This window comes from Mameliella sp. LZ-28 (genome assembly GCF_012274245.1).
Lineage (GTDB): Bacteria > Pseudomonadota > Alphaproteobacteria > Rhodobacterales > Rhodobacteraceae > Antarctobacter > Antarctobacter albus.
The window spans coordinates 426,219-449,197 of sequence record NZ_JAANYX010000032.1 but is presented as its reverse complement, the minus strand read 5'-3'; the positions used below and the strand labels follow the sequence as shown (position 1 = coordinate 449,197).

Annotated in this window: 25 protein-coding genes; 12 read left to right on the top strand and 13 right to left on the bottom strand. The window is 65.9% G+C overall.

Going from position 1 to position 22,979, the window contains the following annotated elements:
• The first annotated feature begins 178 nt into the window (after nt 1-178).
• The 4 genes from G9Q80_RS17385 (at nt 179) to G9Q80_RS17370 (ending at nt 4,420) form a co-directional block, all read left to right on the top strand.
• Nucleotides 179-928: a hypothetical protein gene (locus G9Q80_RS17385; RefSeq protein WP_088714772.1), complete on the top strand. Its 750-nt coding sequence runs from the start codon at nt 179-181 to the stop codon at nt 926-928.
• Complete coding sequence (locus G9Q80_RS17380) at nt 925-1,524, top strand: hypothetical protein (protein ID WP_088714771.1); 600 nt, start codon at nt 925-927, stop codon at nt 1,522-1,524. Before G9Q80_RS17385 ends, G9Q80_RS17380 begins: the two co-directional genes overlap by 4 nt.
• Before the next feature lie 68 nt (nt 1,525-1,592).
• Entirely contained in the window at nt 1,593-3,140 is a 1,548-nt protein-coding gene (gene murJ / locus G9Q80_RS17375) for a murein biosynthesis integral membrane protein MurJ (RefSeq protein ID WP_088714770.1), read from the top strand.
• On the top strand, nt 3,137-4,420 hold the full coding sequence (locus tag G9Q80_RS17370; RefSeq protein ID WP_088714769.1) for a phospholipase D-like domain-containing protein: 1,284 nt from the start codon (nt 3,137-3,139) through the stop codon (nt 4,418-4,420). The genes murJ and G9Q80_RS17370 overlap by 4 nt, the downstream gene beginning before the upstream one ends.
• 7 nt (nt 4,421-4,427) lie before the next feature.
• Here the strand turns inward: G9Q80_RS17370 and G9Q80_RS17365 are convergent, their stop codons facing one another.
• Nucleotides 4,428-5,111 (bottom strand): rhomboid family intramembrane serine protease, encoded by a 684-nt coding sequence (locus G9Q80_RS17365; protein WP_088714768.1) that lies wholly within the window; start codon nt 5,109-5,111, stop codon nt 4,428-4,430.
• A gap of 74 nt (nt 5,112-5,185) precedes the next feature.
• Between G9Q80_RS17365 and trpS the strand changes: the two genes are divergently transcribed.
• Together trpS and G9Q80_RS17355 are read left to right on the top strand one after the other, a co-directional pair.
• Entirely contained in the window at nt 5,186-6,214 is a 1,029-nt protein-coding gene (trpS, locus tag G9Q80_RS17360; RefSeq protein ID WP_069208243.1) for a tryptophan--tRNA ligase, read from the top strand.
• A 67-nt stretch (nt 6,215-6,281) separates the two neighbouring features.
• A complete protein-coding gene (locus G9Q80_RS17355) occupies nt 6,282-7,340 on the top strand; it encodes an IS110 family RNA-guided transposase (RefSeq protein WP_088714767.1) in 1,059 nt (352 codons plus the stop codon).
• Nucleotides 7,341-7,757: 417 nt separating this feature from the next.
• Here the strand turns inward: G9Q80_RS17355 and G9Q80_RS17350 are convergent, their stop codons facing one another.
• From G9Q80_RS17350 to G9Q80_RS28465, 3 genes are all read right to left on the bottom strand, one after another.
• Nucleotides 7,758-8,144, bottom strand: coding sequence for a SpoIIAA family protein (locus tag G9Q80_RS17350; RefSeq protein ID WP_043141081.1), 387 nt, complete (start codon nt 8,142-8,144; stop codon nt 7,758-7,760).
• Nucleotides 8,145-8,302: 158 nt separating this feature from the next.
• A complete protein-coding gene (locus G9Q80_RS17345) occupies nt 8,303-8,950 on the bottom strand; it encodes a hypothetical protein (protein WP_232788182.1) in 648 nt (215 codons plus the stop codon).
• A gap of 14 nt (nt 8,951-8,964) precedes the next feature.
• Nucleotides 8,965-9,087, bottom strand: a complete 123-nt coding sequence (locus tag G9Q80_RS28465) for a hypothetical protein (protein WP_282593851.1) — start codon at nt 9,085-9,087, stop codon at nt 8,965-8,967.
• Nucleotides 9,088-9,116: 29 nt separating this feature from the next.
• On the opposite strand from G9Q80_RS28465, the gene G9Q80_RS17340 reads away from it, so the two are divergent.
• On the top strand, nt 9,117-9,524 hold the full coding sequence (locus G9Q80_RS17340; RefSeq protein WP_088714766.1) for a SecDF P1 head subdomain-containing protein: 408 nt from the start codon (nt 9,117-9,119) through the stop codon (nt 9,522-9,524).
• Between the two features lie 2 nt (nt 9,525-9,526).
• Here the strand turns inward: G9Q80_RS17340 and ruvB are convergent, their stop codons facing one another.
• From ruvB to ruvC, 3 genes are read right to left on the bottom strand one after another with little or no spacing between them, the layout of a single operon-like run.
• Nucleotides 9,527-10,555: a Holliday junction branch migration DNA helicase RuvB gene (gene ruvB / locus G9Q80_RS17335; protein WP_043141294.1), complete on the bottom strand. Its 1,029-nt coding sequence runs from the start codon at nt 10,553-10,555 to the stop codon at nt 9,527-9,529.
• Nucleotides 10,556-10,564: 9 nt separating this feature from the next.
• Entirely contained in the window at nt 10,565-11,239 is a 675-nt protein-coding gene (ruvA, locus tag G9Q80_RS17330; protein WP_069208245.1) for a Holliday junction branch migration protein RuvA, read from the bottom strand.
• Entirely contained in the window at nt 11,236-11,724 is a 489-nt protein-coding gene (gene ruvC, locus G9Q80_RS17325; protein WP_088714765.1) for a crossover junction endodeoxyribonuclease RuvC, read from the bottom strand. Before ruvC ends, ruvA begins: the two co-directional genes overlap by 4 nt.
• A gap of 316 nt (nt 11,725-12,040) precedes the next feature.
• Between ruvC and G9Q80_RS17320 the strand changes: the two genes are divergently transcribed.
• Entirely contained in the window at nt 12,041-12,316 is a 276-nt protein-coding gene (locus G9Q80_RS17320) for a DUF1127 domain-containing protein (protein WP_043141071.1), read from the top strand.
• 126 nt (nt 12,317-12,442) lie between these two features.
• Here G9Q80_RS17320 and G9Q80_RS17315 read toward each other — a convergent pair whose 3' ends face one another.
• Together G9Q80_RS17315 and G9Q80_RS17310 are read right to left on the bottom strand one after the other, a co-directional pair.
• Nucleotides 12,443-12,787 (bottom strand): hypothetical protein, encoded by a 345-nt coding sequence (locus G9Q80_RS17315; protein ID WP_088714764.1) that lies wholly within the window; start codon nt 12,785-12,787, stop codon nt 12,443-12,445.
• A 115-nt stretch (nt 12,788-12,902) separates the two neighbouring features.
• Complete coding sequence (locus G9Q80_RS17310; protein ID WP_043141068.1) at nt 12,903-13,778, bottom strand: 50S ribosomal protein L11 methyltransferase; 876 nt, start codon at nt 13,776-13,778, stop codon at nt 12,903-12,905.
• Between the two features lie 132 nt (nt 13,779-13,910).
• Between G9Q80_RS17310 and G9Q80_RS17305 the strand changes: the two genes are divergently transcribed.
• Nucleotides 13,911-15,230 carry a ferredoxin reductase family protein gene (locus tag G9Q80_RS17305; RefSeq protein WP_088714763.1) on the top strand — a complete coding sequence of 440 codons (1,320 nt, stop codon included), beginning with the start codon at nt 13,911-13,913 and terminating at the stop codon, nt 15,228-15,230.
• 84 nt (nt 15,231-15,314) lie between these two features.
• Here the strand turns inward: G9Q80_RS17305 and G9Q80_RS17300 are convergent, their stop codons facing one another.
• The 3 genes from G9Q80_RS17300 to G9Q80_RS17290 form a co-directional block, all read right to left on the bottom strand.
• Nucleotides 15,315-16,724, bottom strand: a complete 1,410-nt coding sequence (locus G9Q80_RS17300) for an MATE family efflux transporter (RefSeq protein ID WP_232788181.1) — start codon at nt 16,722-16,724, stop codon at nt 15,315-15,317.
• Nucleotides 16,725-16,726: 2 nt separating this feature from the next.
• Complete coding sequence (locus tag G9Q80_RS17295) at nt 16,727-17,956, bottom strand: MFS transporter (RefSeq protein WP_088714762.1); 1,230 nt, start codon at nt 17,954-17,956, stop codon at nt 16,727-16,729.
• A gap of 112 nt (nt 17,957-18,068) precedes the next feature.
• Entirely contained in the window at nt 18,069-18,506 is a 438-nt protein-coding gene (locus G9Q80_RS17290) for a cupin domain-containing protein (RefSeq protein WP_088671078.1), read from the bottom strand.
• Nucleotides 18,507-18,753: 247 nt separating this feature from the next.
• Here G9Q80_RS17290 and G9Q80_RS17285 point away from each other — a divergent pair, with 247 nt between their 5' ends.
• Complete coding sequence (locus G9Q80_RS17285) at nt 18,754-19,815, top strand: YeeE/YedE family protein (protein ID WP_069208250.1); 1,062 nt, start codon at nt 18,754-18,756, stop codon at nt 19,813-19,815.
• Between the two features lie 18 nt (nt 19,816-19,833).
• Here G9Q80_RS17285 and hemE read toward each other — a convergent pair whose 3' ends face one another.
• Nucleotides 19,834-20,862 carry a uroporphyrinogen decarboxylase gene (hemE, locus tag G9Q80_RS17280; RefSeq protein WP_088714761.1) on the bottom strand — a complete coding sequence of 343 codons (1,029 nt, stop codon included), beginning with the start codon at nt 20,860-20,862 and terminating at the stop codon, nt 19,834-19,836.
• A 145-nt stretch (nt 20,863-21,007) separates the two neighbouring features.
• Between hemE and hemC the strand changes: the two genes are divergently transcribed.
• Together hemC and G9Q80_RS17270 are read left to right on the top strand one after the other, a co-directional pair.
• Nucleotides 21,008-21,964 (top strand): hydroxymethylbilane synthase, encoded by a 957-nt coding sequence (hemC, locus tag G9Q80_RS17275; protein WP_088714760.1) that lies wholly within the window; start codon nt 21,008-21,010, stop codon nt 21,962-21,964.
• A 136-nt stretch (nt 21,965-22,100) separates the two neighbouring features.
• Nucleotides 22,101-22,952 carry a DUF2189 domain-containing protein gene (locus G9Q80_RS17270; RefSeq protein ID WP_069208252.1) on the top strand — a complete coding sequence of 284 codons (852 nt, stop codon included), beginning with the start codon at nt 22,101-22,103 and terminating at the stop codon, nt 22,950-22,952.
• Nucleotides 22,953-22,979: the final 27 nt, after the last annotated feature.

Sequence of the window (22,979 nt, the reverse complement as noted above, 5' to 3'; positions counted from 1 at the left end):
ATCACTCCGGTTGATTAATCCTGCCGGAACTCTACCCGATAAATCAACCCGCTTCCCCTTGGCTTTTTTCACCGATGACCGGACCCGATGTCGCGAAAGGGTCCGGGGTTGACTTGCGATGCCGCATCAATTGGGCTGTGGCCCCATTGACCAAGGTGAATTGAAAAGGAGGCTTTGCATGGCAGGGGGTCCGCACGACAAAGCGGCACAGGGCTATCACAGCGGCCGCCCGACCGTCGGCGCCGGCGGCATGCCCGACCCACATTCGATGGCCGGCGTCCACGCCCGCGAACAGCAAGAGCGCGCGCAACGCATGCGGCAGGCTCAGGCCAATGCACAGCCCGGCACCCCGGGCCCGGGCGCACAGCCTGCCGTCCCGTCCGACGCCACCATCGGCGCCTATTTTCTGCGCCGCGCCCAAGGCGCCAAGGCAACCGTCGCAGAAACTGTCCGACTAGCGCAACGACGCGTCAAACTGGACCAGGCGGTTCGCGACGGACTCGGTCCGCATCATCCCGCCAACGGCGCTTTTGGCGCGCTCAATACCGAAATGCGCGCGTCCAGAGGCTACGACCGCTACATCCGGCAACGATTTGCCAAGGAGCTTGGGTCCGAAACGATCGTCTTTTTTCGTTCGCCCGACAGCCCCAACAGCATCGACGAACTGACCTCGACGCTGCAGAACGAACCGGACAGGCTGAAGGATCTGGACTGGGCAATGGACCGGCTGAAAGCCATTCCGCCGGATCGCCATCTCGAAAATCTAAAGGCCGTCTCCCTTGCAGACTATGAGGCACACGGCCTGCGCCAGCGACGCGACAAACTGCGCGGGCAGGTCAAGCTGCTCGCTTGGCTCTGCGTCTTCCTGGCCGCCGTCACGGCGGTCACGCTGCTGCTGTATTTCCACAATCTCAAGGACGTGACATGAGCGCTCGCAAGCCCGACGCGCTGGACTGGCGCCCGTTTCCCGACCAGGCCTCGCCACCGGTCGAGACCGAGCCGAAATCGCCCCGTGCCGAGGTCGACCGCGCCCTGTGGTATCTCTCCCAGGTTGCGGATCGCCGCGCCGATCTGTCCCGCCGGCTGGCAAACGGCGACTATGGCACCGAACATGCCCCGCCAAAGGATAAAGCCGGGCGCCCCGCCTATGCCGATTTCGTCAAGGCCCGCTTTCGCGGCGAGCTTGATCTGCCCGCTGTGTTCTGCGACCACTTCGGCCCGCGCACGACCCTGGGGGCCGCACCACGGCCCGACACCACGCAAGCGATCGTCGACCGCCTGAAGCCGCACTGCGACAGCGAACAGCATGAGTCCCTGGACAGGACCCTGCGCCGCCTGAACAGGCGAAAGGCAAGCGAACACTTCGACAACCTCAGCACCATAAGCGGCCAACCCTTCGCTGCCGGGCTGATCGCGGCAGAGTCTGCACGGCTCAGCCGCTGGGTTCAGGTGCTTGGCTTTCTCGCCCTCTGCCTCGCTGTCGCCGCCGCAATAGCCATCGCGCTGATGCGGACGCTGCTCTGATCCGCGCCCCTTCCGCCCTTCGGCCCTTTCGGCTAAGCGAGGGACCAGAGCAGCAAGCGAGCACGCCCATGAAACCCATCCGCCTTGTCGCCGGTGTCATGACCGTCGGCTTCTGGACCCTGATGAGCCGGGTTCTGGGTGTCGTCCGCGAGGTCATGATCCTCGCCCTGATCGGCCCCGGCCCGGTGATGGATGCTTTTGTCGCGGCCTTTCGCCTGCCCAACCTCTTTCGCCGCTTCTTTGCCGAGGGCGCCTTCAACGCCGCCTTCGTGCCGCTGTTTTCCAAGAAATACGAAGGCGAGGAAGACCCGCTGATCTTTGCCCGCGACGCGCTCAACGGGCTGGCCACGGTGCTGCTGGCGCTGACCGCGCTGGCGATGATCTTCATGCCGGCGCTGGTCTGGGCCACCGCGGGCGGCTTTGCCGGGGATGCGCGCTTTGACCTGACCGTGGGCTTCGGGCGGGTGGTCTTTCCCTATATCCTGCTGATCTCGCTGGCGGCACTGTTTTCCGGCGCGCTGAATGCCACCGGCCATTTCGCCGCCGCCGCCGCCGCGCCCGTGCTGCTGAACATCCTTGTCTGCCTGGCGATGGGGATGGGGGCGGCGCTTGGCGGGGACGTGGTGCAATACCTGATCTGGGCGGTGCCCGTGGCGGGTGTGGCGCAGCTGGCGCTGGTCTGGGTGGCCGCCGACCGCGCGGGCGTGCGCATCCGCCCCGGGCGCCCGCGCCTGACACCGGACATGAAGCGGCTCGTGGTGATCGCGGTGCCTGCCGCGCTGGCAGGCGGGGTGATGCAGATCAACCTGCTGGTGGGCCAGCAGGTCGCCAGCCATTTCGACAAGGCGGTGGGCTGGCTCTATGCCGCCGACCGGCTGTACCAGTTGCCGCTGGGCGTGGTGGGCATCGCCGTGGGCATCGTCCTGCTGCCCGACCTGTCGCGCCGACTGAAAGCGCAGGACGACAGCGGCGCGCGCAACGCCTTTTCCCGCGCCGGCGAACTGAGCCTTGCGCTGACCGTGCCCGCCGCCGTGGCGCTGGTGGCGATCCCGCTGCCGATGGTTTCGGTCCTCTTCGAACGTGGCGCCACCACGGCCAATGATAGCGCCGCCATCGCCGTGGCGGTGGCGATCTACGGCCTCGGCCTGCCCGCCTTCGTGCTGCAGAAGGTGCTGCAACCGCTCTATTTCGCGCGCGAGGACACGCGCAGCCCGTTCCGTTTCGCGGTCTGGGCTATGGTGATCAACGCAGCCGTGGCCATCGGGCTGGCGCCCATGATCGGCTGGCTTGCCCCCGCCATCGCCACCACGCTGGCGGGCTGGGTCATGGTCTGGCAACTGGCGCGTGGCGCCAAGGCGATGGGCGAGGTGGCGCATTTCGATGACCGTTTCCGCCAGAGGCTCTGGCGCATCGTGGCGGCCTCGCTGGTCATGGGCGCGGTACTCTGGGGGCTGAACATCGTCCTGACACCCTGGCTGGCCCTGCCCTACCTGCGGCTGGCCGTGCTTGCCGGGCTGATCGGCATGGGCATCCTCACCTACGGCGTCGCCGGGCAGGCCCTTGGCGCCTTCCGCCTGGCCGAGATCAAGGCGATGTTCAAACGGTCCCGCGCATGACAGTGCGCGCGCTGCTCTCTGCCGACGAGACGGCCGCCGCGCTCGAAACCCTTGCCGCCAGCGCCCGGTCAGAGCTGCTGCTCTGCCTGCCGCGCCTTGCACCCGACAGGCCGCTGGTCCTGCCGGAGCTGCGCGAACGCGGGCTCGAGACATGGGGCGACCTGCTGGCGCTCTTGTCCCGGCGCGGCCTGTCGCTGCGCATCCTCGTGGCCGATCCCGATCCCCTGCTGGCTGTGCAGGCCCACCGCGCCGCCTGGCGCCGCGTCTCGGGCCTTGCCGATGTCCTGCAGGGCAGCGCGCAACTGGTTTGTGCCCCGCATGGACATGTTGCGCACGGCCTGCGCGGCGCTCTCCTGCACCGCCGCCTTGGCCCCGCACTGACCGCACTCCGGGCCGAGGACCCGGCGCGCCTGACCCCGGTCCAGCGCGCCCTTGTCCAGGACGGGGCCAGCCCCCGCCCCGCCGGTATCCATCAGGGGTTTGCCTTGGCCGATGGCGCCAATGCCGTGATCGGCGGGCCGGACCTCGGGACAGATGCCACCTTTGTGATTGGCCTGCGGATCGCGGACGATGATTTCTGCGGCGCCCTGCGGGGCCATTTCGCCGATTGCTGGGCCGATGCGCTCAAGACCGGCGCCAGCCTCGCCGCCCCGGCCAGCGCGCTGGACAGCCCCTCCCGCCCGCAAAGCCGCGATGACCTGCGCCTGCTGCGGACCCTGTCGCGCCCCGCGCGCGGGTTTGCCCCCCGCACGCTTGCCAACGACGCCGAACCGGCGCTTCTCCGTCTCTTCAGCGGAGCCCGACGGCGCATCCTGATCCGCACCAGCGCCCTGCGCCACGATGGCCTGACACAGGCGCTGGCACAGGCCGCGCAGAGCCCGGACCTGCACCTGATCCTGCTGCTGCCCCCCGAGACGCAGGGAACATGGGACGATGCCCGCGCCGCCGCCCTTCAGGGCGCCGCGCTGACCCGCCTGCGACATGCCTATGGCGACCGCCTCGCGCTGGTTGCCGATCCGCAGGCCGAGGGGATGCTGTGCCTGGTGGACGGCACCACCGTCATCGGCTCACAGACGCTGACCCGCCGCGCCTGCCGCTGGAACAGCGAGGCGGCAGCCCTGGTCCGCGACGAGAGCCTGACAAGGTCCCTGCTGGCCCACCTGGGCGCCGGCCTGTCCGGGGACCCGGACCGCGCCGCCACCTGGGCCGCACGTGGCCCGGCCCTGCGCGTCCCCACGGGCACCCCCGGTCGCAGCCTGCTGCCGGACGACCTGTTCTGAACCACGCCTAGCGGCGCCGGATACGCTCCAGCACCCGCGCCACGCCGCCGGGTGCCAGCACGACGGTCAGAGCGAACCCGGTGGCAAAGCCCACCACGTCGGCAATCCAGTCGCTGCCGCCCCCGAACAACATGCCAAAGACCAGTTGCACCGCCAGCAGCATCCCGATCAGGGCAAAGGCCCGCACCTGCGGCGCGCCCTCGTTCCCCAGCCGCACCCAGAGCAGGAAGGTGAACCCGCCGATCAGCCCGTAGACCCCCGGAAAGGCGCCCACCAGCCAGGGATCGTCGCTGAACAGGCCAAAGCCCACCGCCCCGACGATCCCGGACACAAAGAACACCGCGACGAAGACCAGAGAGCCGACGGATTCCGCCACGATCTTGCCCATCGCCAGCAGGATCACCATGCTGAACAGCCCGTGGCTGAAACTGGGATGCAGGAACAGATAGGCCACCATCCGCAACAGGTGCTCGGGCGGGTATTGTCCCGTCTCCAGCATCCAGTCGAAGGCCCGCCCCGAAAAAGCATAGGTCTCGATCGCCGAGGTCCGCCAGCCGACTGCACCGGGGCCGCCGACGATGCCCTGTCCGCCCAGCCAAAGGGTCAGTTCGATCCCCGCCAGCACAAGGAACAGCGCCGCCACCACCGGCGGCAGCGGGTTGACCGGGGCCTCGTTATGCGGGTGCGTCATGGGGACCTCTTTCTTGACGGTGTCCGGCGGCATGGGTAAGCCAGCCGCGCAGGAATATCCACAGGGGATCACCAATGTCCGAGTCTCAGCCCAATGCCGCCTTCACGCCGCGCGTCTTTTCGGGCATCCAGCCTTCGGGCAACCTGCACCTGGGCAACTACCTGGGCGCTCTGAAACGCTTTGCGGACAGCCAGACGGCGGGGATCCAGTCTATCTTCTGCATGGTCGACATGCATGCGATCACCGTCTGGCAGGACCCCGAGGCACTGCGCCGCCAGACACGCGAGCTGACCGCGGGCTTCATCGCCTCCGGCGTCGATCCGGAAAAGTCGATCCTCTTCAACCAGAGCCAGGTCGCGGCCCACGCCGAACTGGCCTGGATCTTCAACTGCGTCGCCCGCATGGGCTGGATGAAACGCATGACCCAGTGGAAGGACAAGGCCGGCAAGAACCAGGAGAACGCCTCGCTGGGCCTGTTCGCCTATCCCGCACTGATGGCGGCGGACATCCTCGTCTACCACGCCACCCATGTGCCGGTGGGCGAGGACCAGAAACAGCACCTGGAACTGACCCGCGACATCGCCATCAAGTTCAACAATGATTTCGGCGTCGATTTCTTCCCGATCACCGAACCGGTGATCGAAGGCACCGCCACCCGGGTCATGAGCCTGCGCGACGGCACCAAGAAGATGTCCAAGTCCGATCCTTCGGACATGAGCCGCATCAACCTGACCGACGATGCCGATGCCATCGCGCAGAAGATCCGCAAGGCCCGGACCGACCCCGAGCCGCTGCCTGAAAGCGTCGAGGGGCTGGCGGAGCGTCCCGAGGCGCGCAACCTGGTCAACATCTACGCGGCAATCGCCGATCTCTCGGTCGAGCAGGTGATCGCGGAACATGGCGGCCAGCAGTTCGGCACCTTCAAGCCCGCGCTGGCGGACCTGGCGGTGGCCAAGCTGGAACCGATCTCCTCCGAGATGAAGCGCCTGACCGCCGACCCCGCACAGATCGACACGATCCTGCGGAACGGCTCCGAACGCGCCCGCGAGATCGCCGCGCCGATCATGGAGAAGACCTACGAGATCGTGGGCATGGTCCGCTAATGGGATGTACCGGCTGCTTCACCCAGCAGGTTAGGCTGTGCCTATGTCTGCAAGTTGGAGAAGTAGCATGGAGAAGAAGACCTTCGATCAGCTGATGTCCATCGGGATCGACATCGGCAAGGATACGTTTCACCTCGTGGGGTTTGACCGGGAGGGCCAATTGGTGTTGCGCAAGCAGATCAAGCGGTTGGCACTCGTCCCGACTTTCGAGAAGCTGCCGCGATGCATCGTCGGGATGGAAGCTTGCCTGAGCGCCCATTTCGTCAGTCGAACCCTGCGTCAGCTTGGCTTCAAGCCGCGCATCATCCCCGCGATCTACGTGAAGCCTTTCATCAAGGGGCAGAAGAACGACTACAATGATGCCGAGGCCATCGCGGAGGCGGCGCTGCGCCCGAACCTGCCGATCGTGCCGGAGAAGAGTCAGGACCAGCTCGACCTGCAGGCCCTCCATCGGGTGCGCTCGCGTCTGGTGTCGCGCCAGACCGCGACCATAAACCAGATCCGCGCCTTCCTGATCGAGCAAGGGATCACGGTGCGAAAAGGGCTTCGGGCTTTGAAGAACTCCTTCGAGGTGATCTTCGAAGAGCGGAAGGACGAGATTTCGTCGCGTATGCGGGCCATCCTGATCGGCCTGTATGGCGACTGGCTCTGGCTGGATGACCGGATCGATGCGGTCTCGGGGGAGATCGAACAGATCAGTCGCACCGAGGAGAACTGCGTCAACGTCATGACCATTCCCGGTATCGGACCGATGATCTCGACGGCCATGGTTGCCGCGATTGGTACCGGAGAGGCATTCGGGCGTGGACGGGATTTTGCCGCATGGGTCGGCCTGGTTCCCAGGCAATACAGCACGGGTGGCCGAACGGTGCTCGGCCGCATTTCCAAACGTGGCAGTCGGTACCTGAGGATGCTCTTCGTTCAAGCCGCGAAGGTCATCTTGATGCGCGCCAATCGATGGCCTGACTTCAGCTTTGGCGATTGGTTGATCCGGGCATCGGAAAGGATGAACAGGAACAAACTGGCCGTCGCTCTGGCAAACAAGCTGGCACGCATGGCCTGGAGCATCCTGAGGCACCGAACCGCGTTTGACGCACCACGAGACGAGGTCGCCGCCGGTATTTGAGCCGGGGTGACCCAAAGGAGTTCGCGACAGATCGAAAGCATGGAACGGAACAATTACGCCCCCAGAATCTGACGGCCCATTCGGTCCCTGTGGACCTTTCCGCTAATTAGATCACGGCGCGTGCGTAACCCCAACAAGGCCATGACCCGCGTGTCGATCAACAGGCCGGATACATATGAGCGACTTCCGAGATCATGCCAGAAATCATTTGCGAACAGCAGCCGGTACATACAAAATGGGCCGATTTCGAAAACGCCTGTCCCGGGCCTGACCCGGGACCTCGTGCCTCCCATGTCGGGTGGCTGACGGCCAGACAGCAGGATCCCGCGACGCGAAGGTTAACGGGACCTTGCCGGTTTGTACAAAATGCCGATTTCGCCGTACGTTTTGTACAAAACGTACAAATCTCGCGGTGGCTCAGCCTGCTGCGCCGCCCTCCGGATCGGCGCTGCGGACCCAGTCCCGCGCCGCCTCCAGTTCCGCCATGCCGAACGTCCGGATCTTCGTCGAAATCAGTGCGCCAGCGGCCTTCACCACCGGGCTGATCCAGCCCATGTCCGACACGACGGCGACATGGGTGATGTAGCGGATATTGCGGATATCGAATTTCAGCCCCGGGATCAGGATCGACGGATCGAAGGTCGGGAAATGCTCGACCACCTCGATCATCCGCACAGTCCCGTTACGGTCGATGAAGTCCTGCAGCCTGTCCACCAGCGGCGCATAATCCGCGTGGCTGATGTGGCCCGTGATGTGGAATTCGACCACCTTGGTGGCGTCATCCTCTTGGTATTCTATCGTCATGGCGCTCCCCTCCGGGGATCAGGATGCGCCCGGATGCCCCATCTCGCAAGGGCGCAGATCCGCCAAGCGGATCATGGCCAATTCTTGCCAAAAGGCGAAGCCAACATCGCAAGCAATTGATTTCTAGTATACTTCCACCATGCCCACGTCAGGGCGGCCTATTGCGCCCCCCGCCCGGCGGCGATCCGGGCCACCAGCCGCAGGGCGTGGCTCGGGTCCGTCGCGGCCACCGGCAGGACCGGGTCATAGGCCGCGCGGATCACCTTCGCCAGGTCCGGCCGCAGGATCACCCGCCCACCCTCGACCTGCGCCAGCGGAGAGCGGTCGGAAAAGGCTCTGTCGGACCACAGAAGGATGGTCTGCACCACCTGGCTCAGCGCCAGCGTCTCTGCCGGCACCTTGGTCAGTTCGCCGTCCATCCGCAGGAAGACGAAACAGGCCTTGATCCCGCCTTTGGCATCGAACCGGAACACCCGGTACTGGTTCGCCTCTGCTGCCTGCAGGCGGTCGACCAGCGGGCCCAGCCCCTCGATCAGACGGTCGAGATCCGGCACCTCCAGCAGTTCCGCCCAGTCGCGGAAGAAGAAGACCATGACATTGGCCCCAAGCTCGGGGTCGGTTTCCGCCATCTGGTGCCCGGCCAGCGTGCAGACCGCCTCGAAGGCGCCCTTGATCACCTGCAGTGTCGCCTCTTCGACACCAAAGACGATCGGCGCCAGCGGGCGCCCCCAGCGTGCGCAAAGATAGCTGCCGTCCGACCGCGTAAAGAGCGTGGCGATCTCTTCGGGGGTCAAGTCCTGGGTCATGCCGGCTGTCCTTTTCACGTCTTGGCATAGCGCTGTGCCGCGACCTGCCCGAAAACGACCCGAAAGGCAAACCGCCCCTGCAAGGTCGGGTTTACCCGACCGGCCTGCGGCTTGGCCGTCCGGCGTCCGGCCCCCATGTCATATTGGAACGCAAAGGAGAGACCACATGCACAGCCGACGCACCATGCTCAGCCTGGTGAGCGCCTTCGTCTTTGCCGCCGCCACCCCCGCACTTGCCATGTGCAACGGCAATGACGCGGGTCGCATAGCCCTGGCGGCAGGCGACCGGACCGAGGTCGTCGCCCTTGCCGATGCCAGTCCCTCTTTCACGCAAAGCGGCCAGCCCACGATCAACCTGTCGCTCTGCGCCGACAGCGCGCCAGTCCTTGCCTGCATGACCAAGGAGGCCGTCGGCCAGCAGATCGCATTGACACTGGACGGAGAGCCTGTCTGGAACGCGGTCGTGGCGCAACCGATCCTAGGCGGGGCCTTGCAGGTCACCGGCGGCTTTACCGCCGACGAGGTCCGGGAGCTGGCCACCCGCCTGCGCGAGGCTGCGGGGCTGACGGACTGACGTCAGCCCTCGAAAAGGTCGCTTTGTCCCGGTGGCACCGGGGCAGCGAGTCCAAGGTGTTTCCAGGCCTTCTGCGCCAGCATCCGCCCGCGCGGCGTGCGGCTGATGAGACCCTGTTGCAGAAGATAGGGTTCCACGACCTCCTCCAACGCGTCACGGCTTTCCGACAGAGCAGCAGAGAGTGTCTCGATCCCCACGGGACCGCCGCCGTAATTCTCGGCCATCAGCATCAGGTAACGTCTGTCGGCCCCGTCCAGCCCCAGGCTGTCGACCCCCAGCCGAGTCAGCGCATTGTCGGCCAGGGCGCGACTGACCACGCCACCGCCTTCGACCACGGCGAAATCCACCACGCGACGGAGCAGCCGTCCGGCGATCCGGGGCGTGCCGCGTGACCGGCGCGCGATCTCCAGCGCGCCGTCGCCCTCCATCCGCACGCCCAGCTTGGACGCATTGCCCGCGACGATGGTTTCAAGCTCGGGGATCGTGTAGAAATTCAGCCGCGTCGGGATGCCGAAACGGTCGCGCAGGGGCGTGGTAAGCAGGCCCAGCCGCGTTGTCGCACCGACAAGCGTGAAGGGTTGCAACTCGATCCTCACGGTGCGCGCCGCCGGTCCCTCGCCGATGACGAGGTCCAGTTCGTAGTCCTCCATCGCCGGGTACAGGACCTCTTCGACGGCGGCGTTCATCCGGTGGATCTCGTCGATGAACAGTACGTCGTTGCGTTCGAGATTGGTCAGGATCGCCGCCAGATCGCCTGCTTTGGCCAGAACCGGACCCGAAGTCATGCGAAAGCCGACCCCAAGTTCCCGCGCCATGATCTGCGCCAGCGTCGTCTTGCCCAGGCCCGGGGGGCCGTGGAACAGCGTGTGGTCCATTGCCTCGCCGCGCGAGCGCGCGCTCTGGATGAAGACACGCAGGTTCGCCCGCGCCTCAGCCTGGCCGATGAAATCCTCCAGCATCTGAGGACGCAGCGCGCGGTCGCGGTCCTCCGGCAGGGGATCGGGGCGCAGGGTGGGGTCAGGATCGCTCATGTCCATCCCTTACCCCTTCGGCGCCAATAGCTTCAACGCCGCGCGGATCAGGGCGGCAGTGTCGGCCTCCGGCTCGGCGCCCGCGGCCTCGGCCACGGCACCGGCGGCCTCGGAGGGGCCGTAGCCCAGGTTGCCGAGCGCAGAAAGCGCCTCGGCCTGCGCGCTGGACCGGCGCGGCGGCGCCTTGCGGGGGGCATCGGGAGCAGGCGACGTCTCGATCACCTCGGCGGAGGCAGCCTGCGGGTCGTCCCCGAGGGGGTCGCTGACGCCCATTGCCATGATGGCGGGTGCCTTGTCCTTCAGCTCGTTCACGACGCGCTGCGCGGTCTTGGGGCCGATCCCCTTGGCCGCCTTGATCGCCGTCCAGTCGCCCAGCGCCAGCGCGCGGCTGACCCCATCCGGCCCAAGCGTGCCCAGGATCGCCAGCGCCGCCTTGGCGCCCACGCCTTGCACCGACAGCAGCAGGCGGAACCATTCCTTTTCCACCAGCGTCGGAAAGCCGAACAGTTGTAGCAGGTCCTCGCGCACCAGCAGATCGGTATACAGCGCCGCGGCTTCGCCGGCGCCGGGCAGACCCACGCGCACCCGGTCGCTGCAATAGACGACATAACCGACGCCCTGCACGTCGATCAGAACATGATCCTCACCGTGGTAGACGATCCGCCCTGCGATACGCCCGATCATGCGCGCACCTTCATGCGCCGGGCGCCTATGTGATGCGCGTGGCAGATCGCCACCGCCAGCGCGTCCGCCGCGTCCGGCCCGGCGGGCTTCGCGCCGGGCAGTTGCAGGCTGACCATGTGCTCGACCTGGTGTTTTTCGGCATGGCCGACGCCCACGACCGTCTTCTTGACCGAGTTCGGCGCGTATTCCCCGATCGGCAAACCGAACTGCGCCGGGACCAGCAGGGCGATCGCCCGCGCCTGGCCCAGCTTCAGCGTGCCCGCCCCGTCGCGGTTGACGAAGGTATGTTCCACGGCCGCCTCGTCGGGCATCATCCGGTTGAACACATCTGTCAGCAATTCGTGCAATGCGAGCAGTCGTTCGGCCAGCTCCTTGCCGCCGGGCTTGCACAGCCCGTTTGCGACGTGCCTGAGTCGGCTGCCCTCGACCTCGATCACACCCCATCCAAGGGTCCGAAGCCCCGGATCAATGCCCAATATCCGCATGGATGCCCGCCCGTGTTGTTTTTCAGACACGGCTAGCACGAAAGGCGAACAAAAGCCAAGGTTAATGCGGCGAGGGCCGTTTGCGACACCGATTGTCCCAGCCCCGACACATGACATTTGTTTCCGGCACGGTACCGCCGGAAAACGACGACGGGTAGAGCGGATTTTTGCTTGTTTATCAGAAGGGTTAACCGCGATTTCCGTCATGCAGAAATCGCATGTGACCCATGCAGAAAATGCGCCTTGTTGCAGCAGATTGCCCAAACTATGTGCGGTTTCAGAACGAATACACCCCCCATCCAAAAGGAGACCAGCGATGGCCGCATTCGACACTTCCCGCCCCTTCGCCGCGTCGGGCTCCGCCGCCCAGATCGGTAACATCTTCACCTCCGCATTCGGCGCAACCCGCCCCTACCATGCGTCGGAAACCGCAGCCCGGATCGGCAGCATCTTCGCCGCTGTCTTCGGTGCGGTCGCCGCATGGAACGACGCACGCATGACCCGCAACAGCCTGTCGGCCCTGACCGACCGCGAGCTGGAAGACATCGGCCTGCACCGCGGCGACATCGACAGCGTTGCACGTCGTTACTGAGGACAGTTCGCGCAGACGGTCGACCGGGATGATCGACCGGCTGCGCATCGCCACTCACGGCAAAGGCAAAACCCGCGCTTCATCGGAAGCGCGGGTTTTTTCTTGTCTCTTGATGTGAGGGGAGCCTCACCCCATGACCGGCGTCAGGAAGTCGGCCAGCATGCGGGTTACCGGATCGACCTGCAGGATCCACGCCCCGGCCTTTTCGTAAAAAACGCCCTGTGACAGGCGTTCGACGTGTCCGGTGTAAATCGCGTCTCCCAGCCATGCCAGGGCGACCATCTTGAACAGCATCACCGCCACCGCAAGACGCAAGACCAGGTGCAGGCCGAAACCGCTCATCCTGCTCTGGGGGACCTGTTCGATCACGCCGTTGCGGTTCATCCGGGTCACATACCCTTGTGACATCCGGATGTGCTTGCGCCGCAGCGCTTGTTCACGCTTGTGAAAACTTCTCTGAGCGTCGTCCATGACAGCCTCATTTCAACCGGCCCCCACCGGATGAGGCAATTTTTAGCCAAACTTTATGGCAAGATTGGGGCAATTGGATTTAATTTTGCCTCGATTGCCCCGGTTAACCCTTTATTTACTGGTTTCTCCGGAGCGTCAGCGTCACCCACTCGCCGATCACATCGCGGCGTAATTGCGGCATCCCGTGGGCAGTGTAGACCTCGACCACCTCATCGGCCTGCCAAGTCAGAATACCCGAAAGGATAGCATAACCCCCTGGGGCAAGATGCTTTTCCATGTCGGGCGCCAGGTCGATCAGCGGTTGCTTCAGGATGTTTGCAAAGACCAGGTCATAGGGTGCGCGAGCGTGCAGTTCGGGGTTGTCAAAGCCGGCGGCCTCAACACAGATGACCTTGTCGCCAAGGTCATTGGCGCGCACGTTGGCCTCGGCCACCTCGACGGCGACCTCGTCGATGTCCGAAGCGATCACGGGATCGGGCCAGATTCGCGCCGCCCCCATCGCCAAAACGGCCGTGCCACAGCCGATGTCGGCCACGTTGCGGCCCTGGAAGCCCTCCGAGGCCAGCCGGTCCAGCGCCTCGAGGCAGCCCTGAGTGGTGCCGTGGTGACCCGTGCCAAAGGCCATCGCCGCCTCGATCAGCAGCGGTTCCGAGCCTTCGGGGATCTTGTCGGCATCATGGCTACCGTAGACGAAAAAGCGCCCGGCCTCGACTGGTGTCAGTTCGCGCCGGACCTTGTCGACCCAGTCGGTGTCCGGCACCTCGGAGACGACAAAGCTCTTGGCGTCATAGGCGGCGGCCAGCAGGGCCAGTTCGATCTCGTTCGGCGCCTCGGTGAAGTATCCGCCGATCTCCCAGGTGCCAGAACCGTCCTCGATCTCGAAGACGCCGATGCCTGTGGGCTCGGGATCGAGTTCCTCGAGAGCAAGGCCCAGGGCCTCGGCCTTGTCCTTGTCGGCAAGCTTGGTGAAGGCGGTCCAGGTCTTGGGCATGTGGGTGATCCATTGATGGAAAAAAGCGCATTCGCTGTGGCACGAAAGCCCGACCGCCGCAAGTCGCACTGCGTTTGACGTGATTCCGTCACGCAGCCGTGCTAGAGGCATTTGACCCTAGGCCAAGACATCATGCCCGCCGCATTCCTCGTCCTGTTCTACCTTGCCCTGACCTGCGCACCGCTGGCGCTTGCCGCGCTCCAGGGACACCCCCCGCGCCCCTTGCGTGACGAACTGGCCTCCGGCGTGGCCCTGGCCGGGCTGGCGATCCTGCTGGTGGAATTTGCCCTGTCCGGGCGGTTTCGCGTGATCTCGGGGCGGATCGGCATGGATGTAACGATGCGGCTGCACCAATTGCTGGCCCGCGCCGCCTCAATGCTGATCCTGCTGCACCCGTTTCTCTATTCCGGCCCACAAAGCTTGCGCCCCGGCCTGACGGCCCCCGGATCGACGGCCCTGAATTTCGACTGGTCCGGCCTCTGGCCCGGGATCGTCGCCTGGCTGTTGCTGGGCGCCGTTATGGTCATGGCACTGGGCCGAGACGGGCTGTATCGGCACGAGATCTGGCGCGCGTTGCACGGGATCATGGCGCTGGTCATGGCGGGACTGGGTGTTCTGCACGCCACCCGCGCCGGACGGTATAGCGGCGATCCGGCGCTTTGGGGGTTCTGGTGGGCCCTGTTTGCCATTGCCGTTCTCTCACTGGCCTGGGTCTACGCGGTCAAACCCCTGATGAAGGCGCGGCGCCCCTGGCGCGTCGGCAGCGTGACCCGTCTGGCAGACAGGACCTGGGAGCTTTGCCTCGACCCCGAGGGCCACAAGGGCCTGCACTACCTGCCCGGACATTTCGCCTGGATCAGCATCGGCAAGCCCGCCGTCTCACTGAACGAGAACCCGTTTTCCATCGCCTCTGCCCCGGCCGAAGGCGGCAGGCTGCGCTTCGTCATCAAGGAGCTGGGTGATTTCACCAACCGGCTTGGCGGCGTGACCCCCGGCACCCGCGCCTGGGTCGATGCCCCCTTTGGCTCACTGACCTTGAAACGGCATCGCAAGGCCGGCGGCGTTGCGCTGATTGCCGGCGGCGTGGGCATCGCCCCGCTGCTGTCTCATCTGCGCCAGCTGGATGCCGACGATGACCCGCGCCCGCGCGTTCTGTTCTATGCCAACCGGGCCGAAGAGCAGATCGCCTGCCGCGAGGAACTGCACCAGCGCTCCCAAACCGGACCGCTTCGCGTGGTCCATGTCCTGTCCGGTCCGCCCGAAGGCTGGCAGGGAGAGACCGGCTTCGTCACGTCCGAGGTGCTGAACCGGCACCTCGACGCGGAGGCCCTGACAAGCTGGGTGTTTGTCCTTTGTGGCCCGCCCCCCATGCTGCACGCCGTCGAGGACGCGCTCTTGGGTCTTGGCGTGTCTGCCCGCAACATCCTGCTGGAGCAGTTCAGTTATGACTAGCCGTGGACGCATCGCGCGCGCCTTCTGGGTCCTGACCCTCGTGATCGTGCTGGCCGTCCTGGCCTTTGCGCTGCGCGGTTTGCTTTAGCGCCGGCGCCAGCGGTTCGGGTCGCGCAGGGCGCGCCGTTCGCGCAGGTTGACCCTGGGCAAGGCCCCCTCACCGATCCCGCAGACATAGCGCCAGCCCAGGACACCCGCCACAACGCCCATGACGGCCCCCACCAGCGCCTGCGCATAGATCACGCCCTGGGCCGCGTAGACCCCCGACAGCCAGAGCGCCACGGGCCACATCAGAACCGCCTCGCGCAGCCAGCTTTGCACCGAGGCCCAGAGCGGTCGGCCCAGCGTGTTGAACGCCGCGTTCGAGACAAACAACAGCCCGCCCACCGTGAAGGACAGCGCCCCGAACTGCGTGAAGGCCCGCAAGACCTCTGCGCCCTCTCCCTCCAGCCCAAAACCTCGCGCAATGGGACCGGTCAATGCCATCAGGATCAGCCAGACAGCCGCCGCGTAGACAACGCAAAACAAAACCGCATCGCGGTAGGTCTGGCGCAGGCGGTCGAACTGACGCGCGCCGAAATTCTGGCCAAAGATGCCCCCGATCGCCCCGGCCAGCGAGAACAGCCCGCCGAAGGCCACAACCGTCAGCCGGTTGATGACCGCCCAGGCCGCCACGGCTGTATCGCCATGCATCGCGATGAACCCGGTCAGCAGGAAGTTTCCGAAAGGCGTGGCCATTTGCGTGATAATCGCCGGCAGCGCCACGCGCAACAGGCCCGGGCCGTGGCGCAACAGCAAGGCGGGCCGTGGCATAGCCAGCAATCCATTCCGGTGGGCAGCGAACCAGATCGCCAGCCCCGCCATGATGCCGCGAAAGATCCAGACGCTCAGCGCCGCGCCGTCCAGTCCCCAACCCCACACATAGATCAGCAGCGGGTCCAGCCCCAGCATGATCAGCCCGCCGCCCATCGTCACCATCATCGCCTGCCGCGCCAGCCCGTCGGCGCGCAAGACCGCGCTGCCGCAGAGACCCACGGCCATCACCGCCAGCGAAGGCATCGACAGCGCGACATAGCGCGCGGCCAGGTCCAATGCCTCGCCTTCGGCCCCCGCCCTGGCCAGCAGGTCATGCCGGAACAGCACCACCAGCCCCGCCGTCGCCGCCTGTACCAGGAAACACAGCAGCATGCCCGCCGACCCTTGCTCCCGCGCAATCGCCCGTTCGCCGCGCCCGATGCTGCGCGAGACAAGCGCCGTGGTGGCGATCATCAGGCCGACGCCGATGGAAACGGTGAAGAACTGGACGGCAAAGGCATAGCCGATGGCCGCCATCAAGATCGGCTCACCCAGTTGCGACAGCCAGAACAGGTTGGCCGCATCGACGACAAAGACAAAGGTGATGCCCGCCGCGCCGCTGAGCGTCATCCGGACGACATGCCCCAGGGTCGGCCCGGTGAGGAAACGCCCCCCGGCGCCGGTCGCCTCGCCGGCCACGCCTATTCCGCCGGGGCCGCAACGACCCCGGAAAAGACGGTTTCATTGCCCGGCTCCGGGTGGCGCGGGATCATCAGTGCCAGCGCAAGGCTGGTTAGCGCCATGCCCGCCGCCAGGCCAAAGACGGACCCCGGCGAGGAATCCCAGAGATAGCCCAGTGCCGCCGGCAAAAAGACCGCCGCGATATGGTTGATGGTAAAGGCCACCGCGGCGGTGGGCGCCATGTCACCCGGGTCGGCGATCTTCTGGAAATAGGTCTTCAGCGCAAAGGCGAAACCGAAAAAGATATGGTCCAGCACATAAAGCGTCGCCGCCAGCACCACGCCCCAGCCGAACCAGAACAGCCCGCCGTAGGCCAGGAACACAAACGTCAGCCCGATGTATTCGAAGGTCAGCGCATTGCGTTCGCCGAACCGCGCAACCACCTGGCCAAAGATCGGTGTCGCCACCATGCTCAGAACCAGGGTCACGAGGTAAAGCGAAGTGATCTCGTGCACATCATAGCCGAACCTTTCGACCATCATGAAGGCAGCGAAGACAACGAAGATCTGACGCCGCGCGCCCGACATGAACTGCAGCGCGTAGTACAGCCAGTAACGGCGGCGCAGGACGAATTTCTTGACCTGCGGATTGGGGCTTTCGAACTGTGGAAAGGCAAAGGCGCACCAGGCGGTGATCCCCAGCGTCAGCACCCCGGCCACAGCATAAACAAGGCCGTAGGGCAGATCGTAGGTCCGCCAGGTCACCACGATACAGGCGTAGGCGACAAAGGTCGCGGCCGATCCCACGGCCACCAGCCAGCCCAGGATCTGCGGCGCACGGTCCTTGGGCAGCCACTGGAGCTGCAGGCTCTGGTTCACCGTTTCGTAGTAGTGGAACCCGATCGAGCTGAGCAGCGTCACGAAAAGCAATCCGCCGAGGCTGGGAAACATTGCGGTGATCGCCGTTGCCACCCCCAGCAGCGCCAGCGACACCAGCGCCAGCACCTGTTCGCGCACCAGCAGCAGGACCAGGATCACACCGATGGCCAGAAACCCGGGGATCTCGCGCACGGAATGCAGCCAACCGATGTGCTTGCCCTCGAAACTGGCCACCTCGATGACGAAATTGTTGAGCAAAGCCGACCATGTGGCAAAGCTGAGCGGCATGGCAATCGCCATGAGCGCCAAGAGGGCAATCGGGCGCCGCCAGACCGGAAGGTGGCACGCTTCTGAAAGGGGAACCGGGGTCATGGTCTTGCTTTAAGCCGCCACACTGGGCTTGGCGAGTCCCGGTTTGGTGCGTTGGCGCACATTGCGACCGCCGCCCCGGGCACCGGCCCGGACGGCGGCCAGCCTGTGAGGTCTAGACCGCCTGCGCCGCCGAGAACCGGTATTCCACCTCTGCGAAACGGTCCTTTGCAAAGACGTAGAGGAACCGCAGCCCCTCGGCCCCGGCAACGGTGTCATGCTCGGCGTCCTCGGGGATATAAAGCGCGGTGCCCGGCATCAGTTCATGTTGCACCCCGTCGATGGTCACGATGCCCGATCCTTCGAGACCGAAATAGATCTCGGCGGGGCTGTGACGATGCGGCAGCAGGGTGCCGGCGGGACCGAATTCCGCCACGCCCATCACCATGCCCGAGGTCGAGGTCTTGTCGGCGGAAAACAGGGTCCGCCAGCGCACGGTGCCAAAGGCCGGATCCTCTCCGCCTTCCAGCGGGGCGTGGTCCGCGTTGGCGACAACCGGCAGCCTGGCCACGGCCATCATCATCTCGTTGGCGAAATCCATGTCGAAGTCCATGACGCCTCTCCTCTTGCGCACGGGTGTTCCATCAAACATGCCCGAATCGCACCCCGGTCCTCTGTTCCCGCTGCGACCGCGTTCTGTCGCCACGGGGAGGCCGGTTTGCGACAGGACTGTCGCCTGTGGACAACCCGCACGGCCGTCACCGTCGCCGCGCGACATTCCACTTTCATGATCTGTGTCAAGGCAACTCCGGCCCGTTCCGGTGCATCACACGGCGCATCACGCGCGCGGAGGCACTGGCATGGATATCGTCCCCCTGATCGACCGGATCGGAGAGAACCCGACGGCGGCGCTCTTTGGACTGATCACCGGTGTGATCTTCGGCGTCGCGGCCCAACGGTCCCGGTTCTGCCTGCGGGCGGCCACGGTCGAGTTTGCCCGCGGCATGATGAAGGACAAGGTCGCGGTCTGGCTGCTGACCTTTTCCACCGCCGTGGTCTGGGTACAGGGGGCGCAGATCCTCGGCCTGCTGGAAACGTCAGAGGCGCGCATGATGGCGGTTCCGGGCAGCTGGTCCGGCGCGATCATCGGCGGGCTGCTGTTCGGCGCGGGCATGGTCTTGGCGCGCGGCTGTTCCGGGCGCCTGCTGGTGCTGGCGGCGACGGGCAACCTGCGTTCGGTCGTGTCCGGGCTGATCTTTGCCGTGGTGGCGCAGATGTCGCTGACCGGCTGGCTGGCCCCCCTGCGCGACCGGCTGGCCGCGATGTGGATCACCTCCGGCGGCCGCAACATGGACCTGCTGGCCGCGCTGCACCTGCCACGCGAGGCCGGGCTTGTGATCGGGCTTGCCATCGCGCTCCTGGCGCTGGAGCTCAGCCGCCGCAACCGGATCGGCTTTTCGCGACTGGTCTTTGCCTCCGGCGTCGGCTTCGCTGCCGCCGTGGGCTATGGGCTGACCCATGCGCTGAGCCAGGTGGCCTTCGAGCCGGTCCAGATCGAAAGCCTGACCTTCACCGGCCCTTCGGCCAACACGCTGATGTTCTTCCTCGACCGCAATTCGGTGCTGGAATTCGACATCGGGCTGGTGCCCGGGGTGGTTCTGGGATCCTTCCTGGCCGCCCTGGTCAGCAAAGAGCTGAAGTTCCAGGGATTCGAAGGCCCGACACCGATGCGCAACGCGATGATCGGCGCCGTGCTGATGGGGTTTGGCGGGATGCTGGCCGGCGGCTGCGCCATTGGCGCCGGCGTGTCCGGCGGGTCGATCTTTGCCGGCACCGCCTGGCTGGCGCTGTTCTGCATGTGGGTCGGCGGGATGAGCATGGACGTCATCCTTGGCGGACGCGGTCAGCCTGCGCATGTCTGAGACAGGCGCAGTCGCCCCTTACATCCCCCGAACCGTGTCGATCATCAACTGCACGTTCTCGGGGTCCGCGTCCGGCGTGATCCCGTGGCCCAGGTTGAAGATATGCGGCCCCTTGCGGAAAGCCTCGACCACGCGCCGCGTTTCATCCACCAGCGCCTGACCGCCCGTCACCATGTGCGATGAGGCCAGGTTGCCCTGAACACAACCCGTAACCTGCACGTTTTCCGCCGCCCATTCCGGCGTCACGCTATCGTCAACGGCCACGCAATCCGCGCCTGTCGCGGCGTGGAACCCGACATATTTCTCTCCCGCCTGGCGCGGGAAGGCGATGACCGGCAGCCCCGGGAAACGACTTTTCAGTTCCTGCGTGATGGTCCGCGCGGGCGCGGTGCAATAGCGGTCGAAATCCTCGCCCTGCAGCGACCCGGCCCAGCTGTCGAAGATCTTGACCACCTCGGCCCCGGCTTTCACCTGCTCGGACAGGTAGTCGATGGTCGCCTCGGTCAGCCGGTCGATGATCTTTTCGAACAGTGCCCGGTTCTCAGCCTTCAGCGCATGGGCCGGGCCCTGATCCTTGGTGCCCTTGCCCGCGATCATGTAGGTCGCCACGGTCCAAGGCGCACCGGCGAACCCAATCAGCGTGGTCTCGGAGGGCAGCGCCGACGACAGGTTCCGCACCGTTTGGTAAACCGGGTTCAGCGTGTCGTGGATCATCTCTCCCCGGCCCAGCTTGTCGAACTCCGCATCGCTGGTGATGGTCGACAGGCGCGGTCCCTCGCCGGTGACGAACCACAGGTCCATACCCAGCGCCTGCGGCAGCAGCAGGATGTCGGCAAAGAGGATCGCCGCGTCGAACCCGTACCGCCGGATCGGCTGCAAGGTCACCTCGGTCGCCAGGTCGGGGTTGTAGCAGAGCGACAGGAAATCCCCCGCCTCGGCCCGCGTCGCCTTGTACTCCGGCAGGTAGCGACCCGCCTGCCGCATCATCCAGATCGGCGGCGTCGGCAGGGTCTCGCCCGCAAGGGCACGCAAGATCGTCTTGGTCATCGCTTTCGCTCCTCCAGGTCCGGGGGCCTTGGTCCGATGCGGGCCCGCCGGTGTCAAGCCGCCTTGACGGAGCGGGCGCGCGTGACGCATGCCGGCGCCCGCAAATCCCGTTTCCTTTCCTCACGCAGCGCGCTAACCCTTTGCCATGACCGATCTGCCCACGCCCCACTCCCCGCTGAAACTCGGCACCCGCGGCTCTCCCCTGGCGCTGGCCCAGGCGCATGAGACCCAGCAACGGCTTGCCGCCGCCTTCGATCTGCCGCTGGACGCCTTTGCAATCGTGGTCATCAAGACCACCGGCGACGACCGCAGCCTGATCGACGCCGACCGCCCGCTGAAAGAGATCGGCAACAAGGGCCTGTTCACCAAGGAAATCGAAGAGGCGATGCTGGCGGGCACGATCGACCTGGCCGTGCATTCGATGAAGGACATGCCCACCGAACAGCCCGAGGGGCTGGTGCTGGACTGCTACCTGCCGCGCGAGGACGTGCGCGACGCCTTCATCTGCCCCGAGTTCTCCTCGATCCACGACCTGCCCGAAGGCGCCGTGGTCGGCACCTCTTCGCTGCGGCGCCGGGCGCAATTGCTGCACCGCCGCCCCGACCTGACCGTGGTCGAGTTCCGCGGCAACCTGCAGACCCGGCTGAAAAAGCTGCACGACGGCGTGGCGCGTGCCACCTTCCTGGCCTGTGCCGGGCTGAACCGCCTCGGCATGACCGAGGTGCCGCAAACCGCCATCGAGCCCGAGGACATGCTGCCCGCCGTTGCCCAGGGCGCCATCGGCATCGAACGCCGCAGTGACGACAGCCGCGCGCGTGACATGCTGGCGGCCATCCATGATGCGACGACCGCCCTGCGGCTGAACGCGGAACGCGCCTTCCTCGCCGCGCTCGACGGCTCCTGCGAGACGCCCATCGCGGCGTTAGCAGAACTGGACGGCGACAGCCTGCGCCTGCGCGGCGAAATCCTGAAGACCGACGGCTCCGAGGCCCACGCAGGCGAGATCACTGGCCCGGTTGCGCAGGGTGCCGAGCTGGGCCGCAGCCTGGCGGCTGACCTGCTGTCGCGCGCAGGCGACGGGTTCTTCGACCACAAACTCTGACACCCTCTCGTGACCGTGATGGGAAATTCACGGCATGTATGCTACCTTTTGACGCATCAGCGCGTTCAACCGGCCTTCCCGTCGCCGCGCGGCGGGCCCTCCTCTTGGCGCGATCATCGCCAAGAGGAGAGGACTCATGCCTCAGACCATCGGAAATCCCGGAACCTGGCTGGCCAGTGCCTTCGGCCTCGCCGGACGCCACGCGGCGGACTCGGCCCAGGCCCTCGGCAGCGAGGATACCACCCCGCCCCGCACCCGCCAGTTGACCAACCAGGACCTGCGAGAGGCCCTGTCTGCCGGGTGGCACGATTTCCAGCAATGCCGGACCGACGTGATGTTCCTGGTGCTGCTCTACCCGGTCATCGGCATCGTCCTGGCGCTAGCCGCACTCAACATGGACCTCGTCCCGCTGATCTTTCCGCTGATTGCCGGGTTTGCCCTGCTGGGGCCGGTTTCGGCGGTGGGGGTCTATGAAATCAGCCGCCGCCGTGAACAGGGCGAGGAAATCGGCTGGCTCGGCGCGCTCAAGGTGGTGGAAAGCCCGCGCTTCGCCTCGATCCTTGTCATGGGGATCTACCTGGCGGTGATCTTCTGCCTGTGGCTGGTGGTGGCCGGGCACCTCTACGGCGCCACGCTCGGGCCAGAGGCCCCGGCCTCCATCGGCACCTTCCTCGGCGGCCTCGCAACCGGCCCCGGACTGGTGATGATCGTCCTGGGCTGTGCCATCGGCGGGGTCTTTGCGCTGGCCGTCCTGGCCACCAGCGTGGTCTCCTTCCCGCTGCTGCTGGACCGCGCAGTGGGCCTGCCCGTGGCAGTGCTGACCTCGATCCGCGTCACCCGGGAAAACCCGCGCGTGATCCTGACCTGGGGGGCCATCGTGACCCTGGGCCTGGTGCTGGGCAGCATTCCCGCCCTGATCGGACTGGTGATCGTCCTGCCTGTCCTGGGCCACGCCACCTGGCACCTATACCGCCGCGCGGTCGCCTGATCCTAAAAGGGGCGCACAACTGTGCCG

Coding starts and splice junctions, on each gene's coding strand:
- G9Q80_RS17385 (WP_088714772.1), top strand. CDS start 179: ATGGCAGGGGGTCCGCACGACAAAGCGGCACAGGGCTATCACAGCGGC.
- G9Q80_RS17380 (WP_088714771.1), top strand. CDS start 925: ATGAGCGCTCGCAAGCCCGACGCGCTGGACTGGCGCCCGTTTCCCGAC.
- murJ (WP_088714770.1), top strand. CDS start 1,593: ATGAAACCCATCCGCCTTGTCGCCGGTGTCATGACCGTCGGCTTCTGG.
- G9Q80_RS17370 (WP_088714769.1), top strand. CDS start 3,137: ATGACAGTGCGCGCGCTGCTCTCTGCCGACGAGACGGCCGCCGCGCTC.
- G9Q80_RS17365 (WP_088714768.1), bottom strand. CDS start 5,111: ATGACGCACCCGCATAACGAGGCCCCGGTCAACCCGCTGCCGCCGGTG.
- trpS (WP_069208243.1), top strand. CDS start 5,186: ATGTCCGAGTCTCAGCCCAATGCCGCCTTCACGCCGCGCGTCTTTTCG.
- G9Q80_RS17355 (WP_088714767.1), top strand. CDS start 6,282: ATGGAGAAGAAGACCTTCGATCAGCTGATGTCCATCGGGATCGACATC.
- G9Q80_RS17350 (WP_043141081.1), bottom strand. CDS start 8,144: ATGACGATAGAATACCAAGAGGATGACGCCACCAAGGTGGTCGAATTC.
- G9Q80_RS17345 (WP_232788182.1), bottom strand. CDS start 8,950: ATGACCCAGGACTTGACCCCCGAAGAGATCGCCACGCTCTTTACGCGG.
- G9Q80_RS28465 (WP_282593851.1), bottom strand. CDS start 9,087: ATGGGGGCCGGACGCCGGACGGCCAAGCCGCAGGCCGGTCGGGTAAAC.
- G9Q80_RS17340 (WP_088714766.1), top strand. CDS start 9,117: ATGCACAGCCGACGCACCATGCTCAGCCTGGTGAGCGCCTTCGTCTTT.
- ruvB (WP_043141294.1), bottom strand. CDS start 10,555: ATGAGCGATCCTGACCCCACCCTGCGCCCCGATCCCCTGCCGGAGGAC.
- ruvA (WP_069208245.1), bottom strand. CDS start 11,239: ATGATCGGGCGTATCGCAGGGCGGATCGTCTACCACGGTGAGGATCAT.
- ruvC (WP_088714765.1), bottom strand. CDS start 11,724: ATGCGGATATTGGGCATTGATCCGGGGCTTCGGACCCTTGGATGGGGT.
- G9Q80_RS17320 (WP_043141071.1), top strand. CDS start 12,041: ATGGCCGCATTCGACACTTCCCGCCCCTTCGCCGCGTCGGGCTCCGCC.
- G9Q80_RS17315 (WP_088714764.1), bottom strand. CDS start 12,787: ATGGACGACGCTCAGAGAAGTTTTCACAAGCGTGAACAAGCGCTGCGG.
- G9Q80_RS17310 (WP_043141068.1), bottom strand. CDS start 13,778: ATGCCCAAGACCTGGACCGCCTTCACCAAGCTTGCCGACAAGGACAAG.
- G9Q80_RS17305 (WP_088714763.1), top strand. CDS start 13,911: ATGCCCGCCGCATTCCTCGTCCTGTTCTACCTTGCCCTGACCTGCGCA.
- G9Q80_RS17295 (WP_088714762.1), bottom strand. CDS start 17,956: ATGACCCCGGTTCCCCTTTCAGAAGCGTGCCACCTTCCGGTCTGGCGG.
- G9Q80_RS17290 (WP_088671078.1), bottom strand. CDS start 18,506: ATGGACTTCGACATGGATTTCGCCAACGAGATGATGATGGCCGTGGCC.
- G9Q80_RS17285 (WP_069208250.1), top strand. CDS start 18,754: ATGGATATCGTCCCCCTGATCGACCGGATCGGAGAGAACCCGACGGCG.
- hemE (WP_088714761.1), bottom strand. CDS start 20,862: ATGACCAAGACGATCTTGCGTGCCCTTGCGGGCGAGACCCTGCCGACG.
- hemC (WP_088714760.1), top strand. CDS start 21,008: ATGACCGATCTGCCCACGCCCCACTCCCCGCTGAAACTCGGCACCCGC.
- G9Q80_RS17270 (WP_069208252.1), top strand. CDS start 22,101: ATGCCTCAGACCATCGGAAATCCCGGAACCTGGCTGGCCAGTGCCTTC.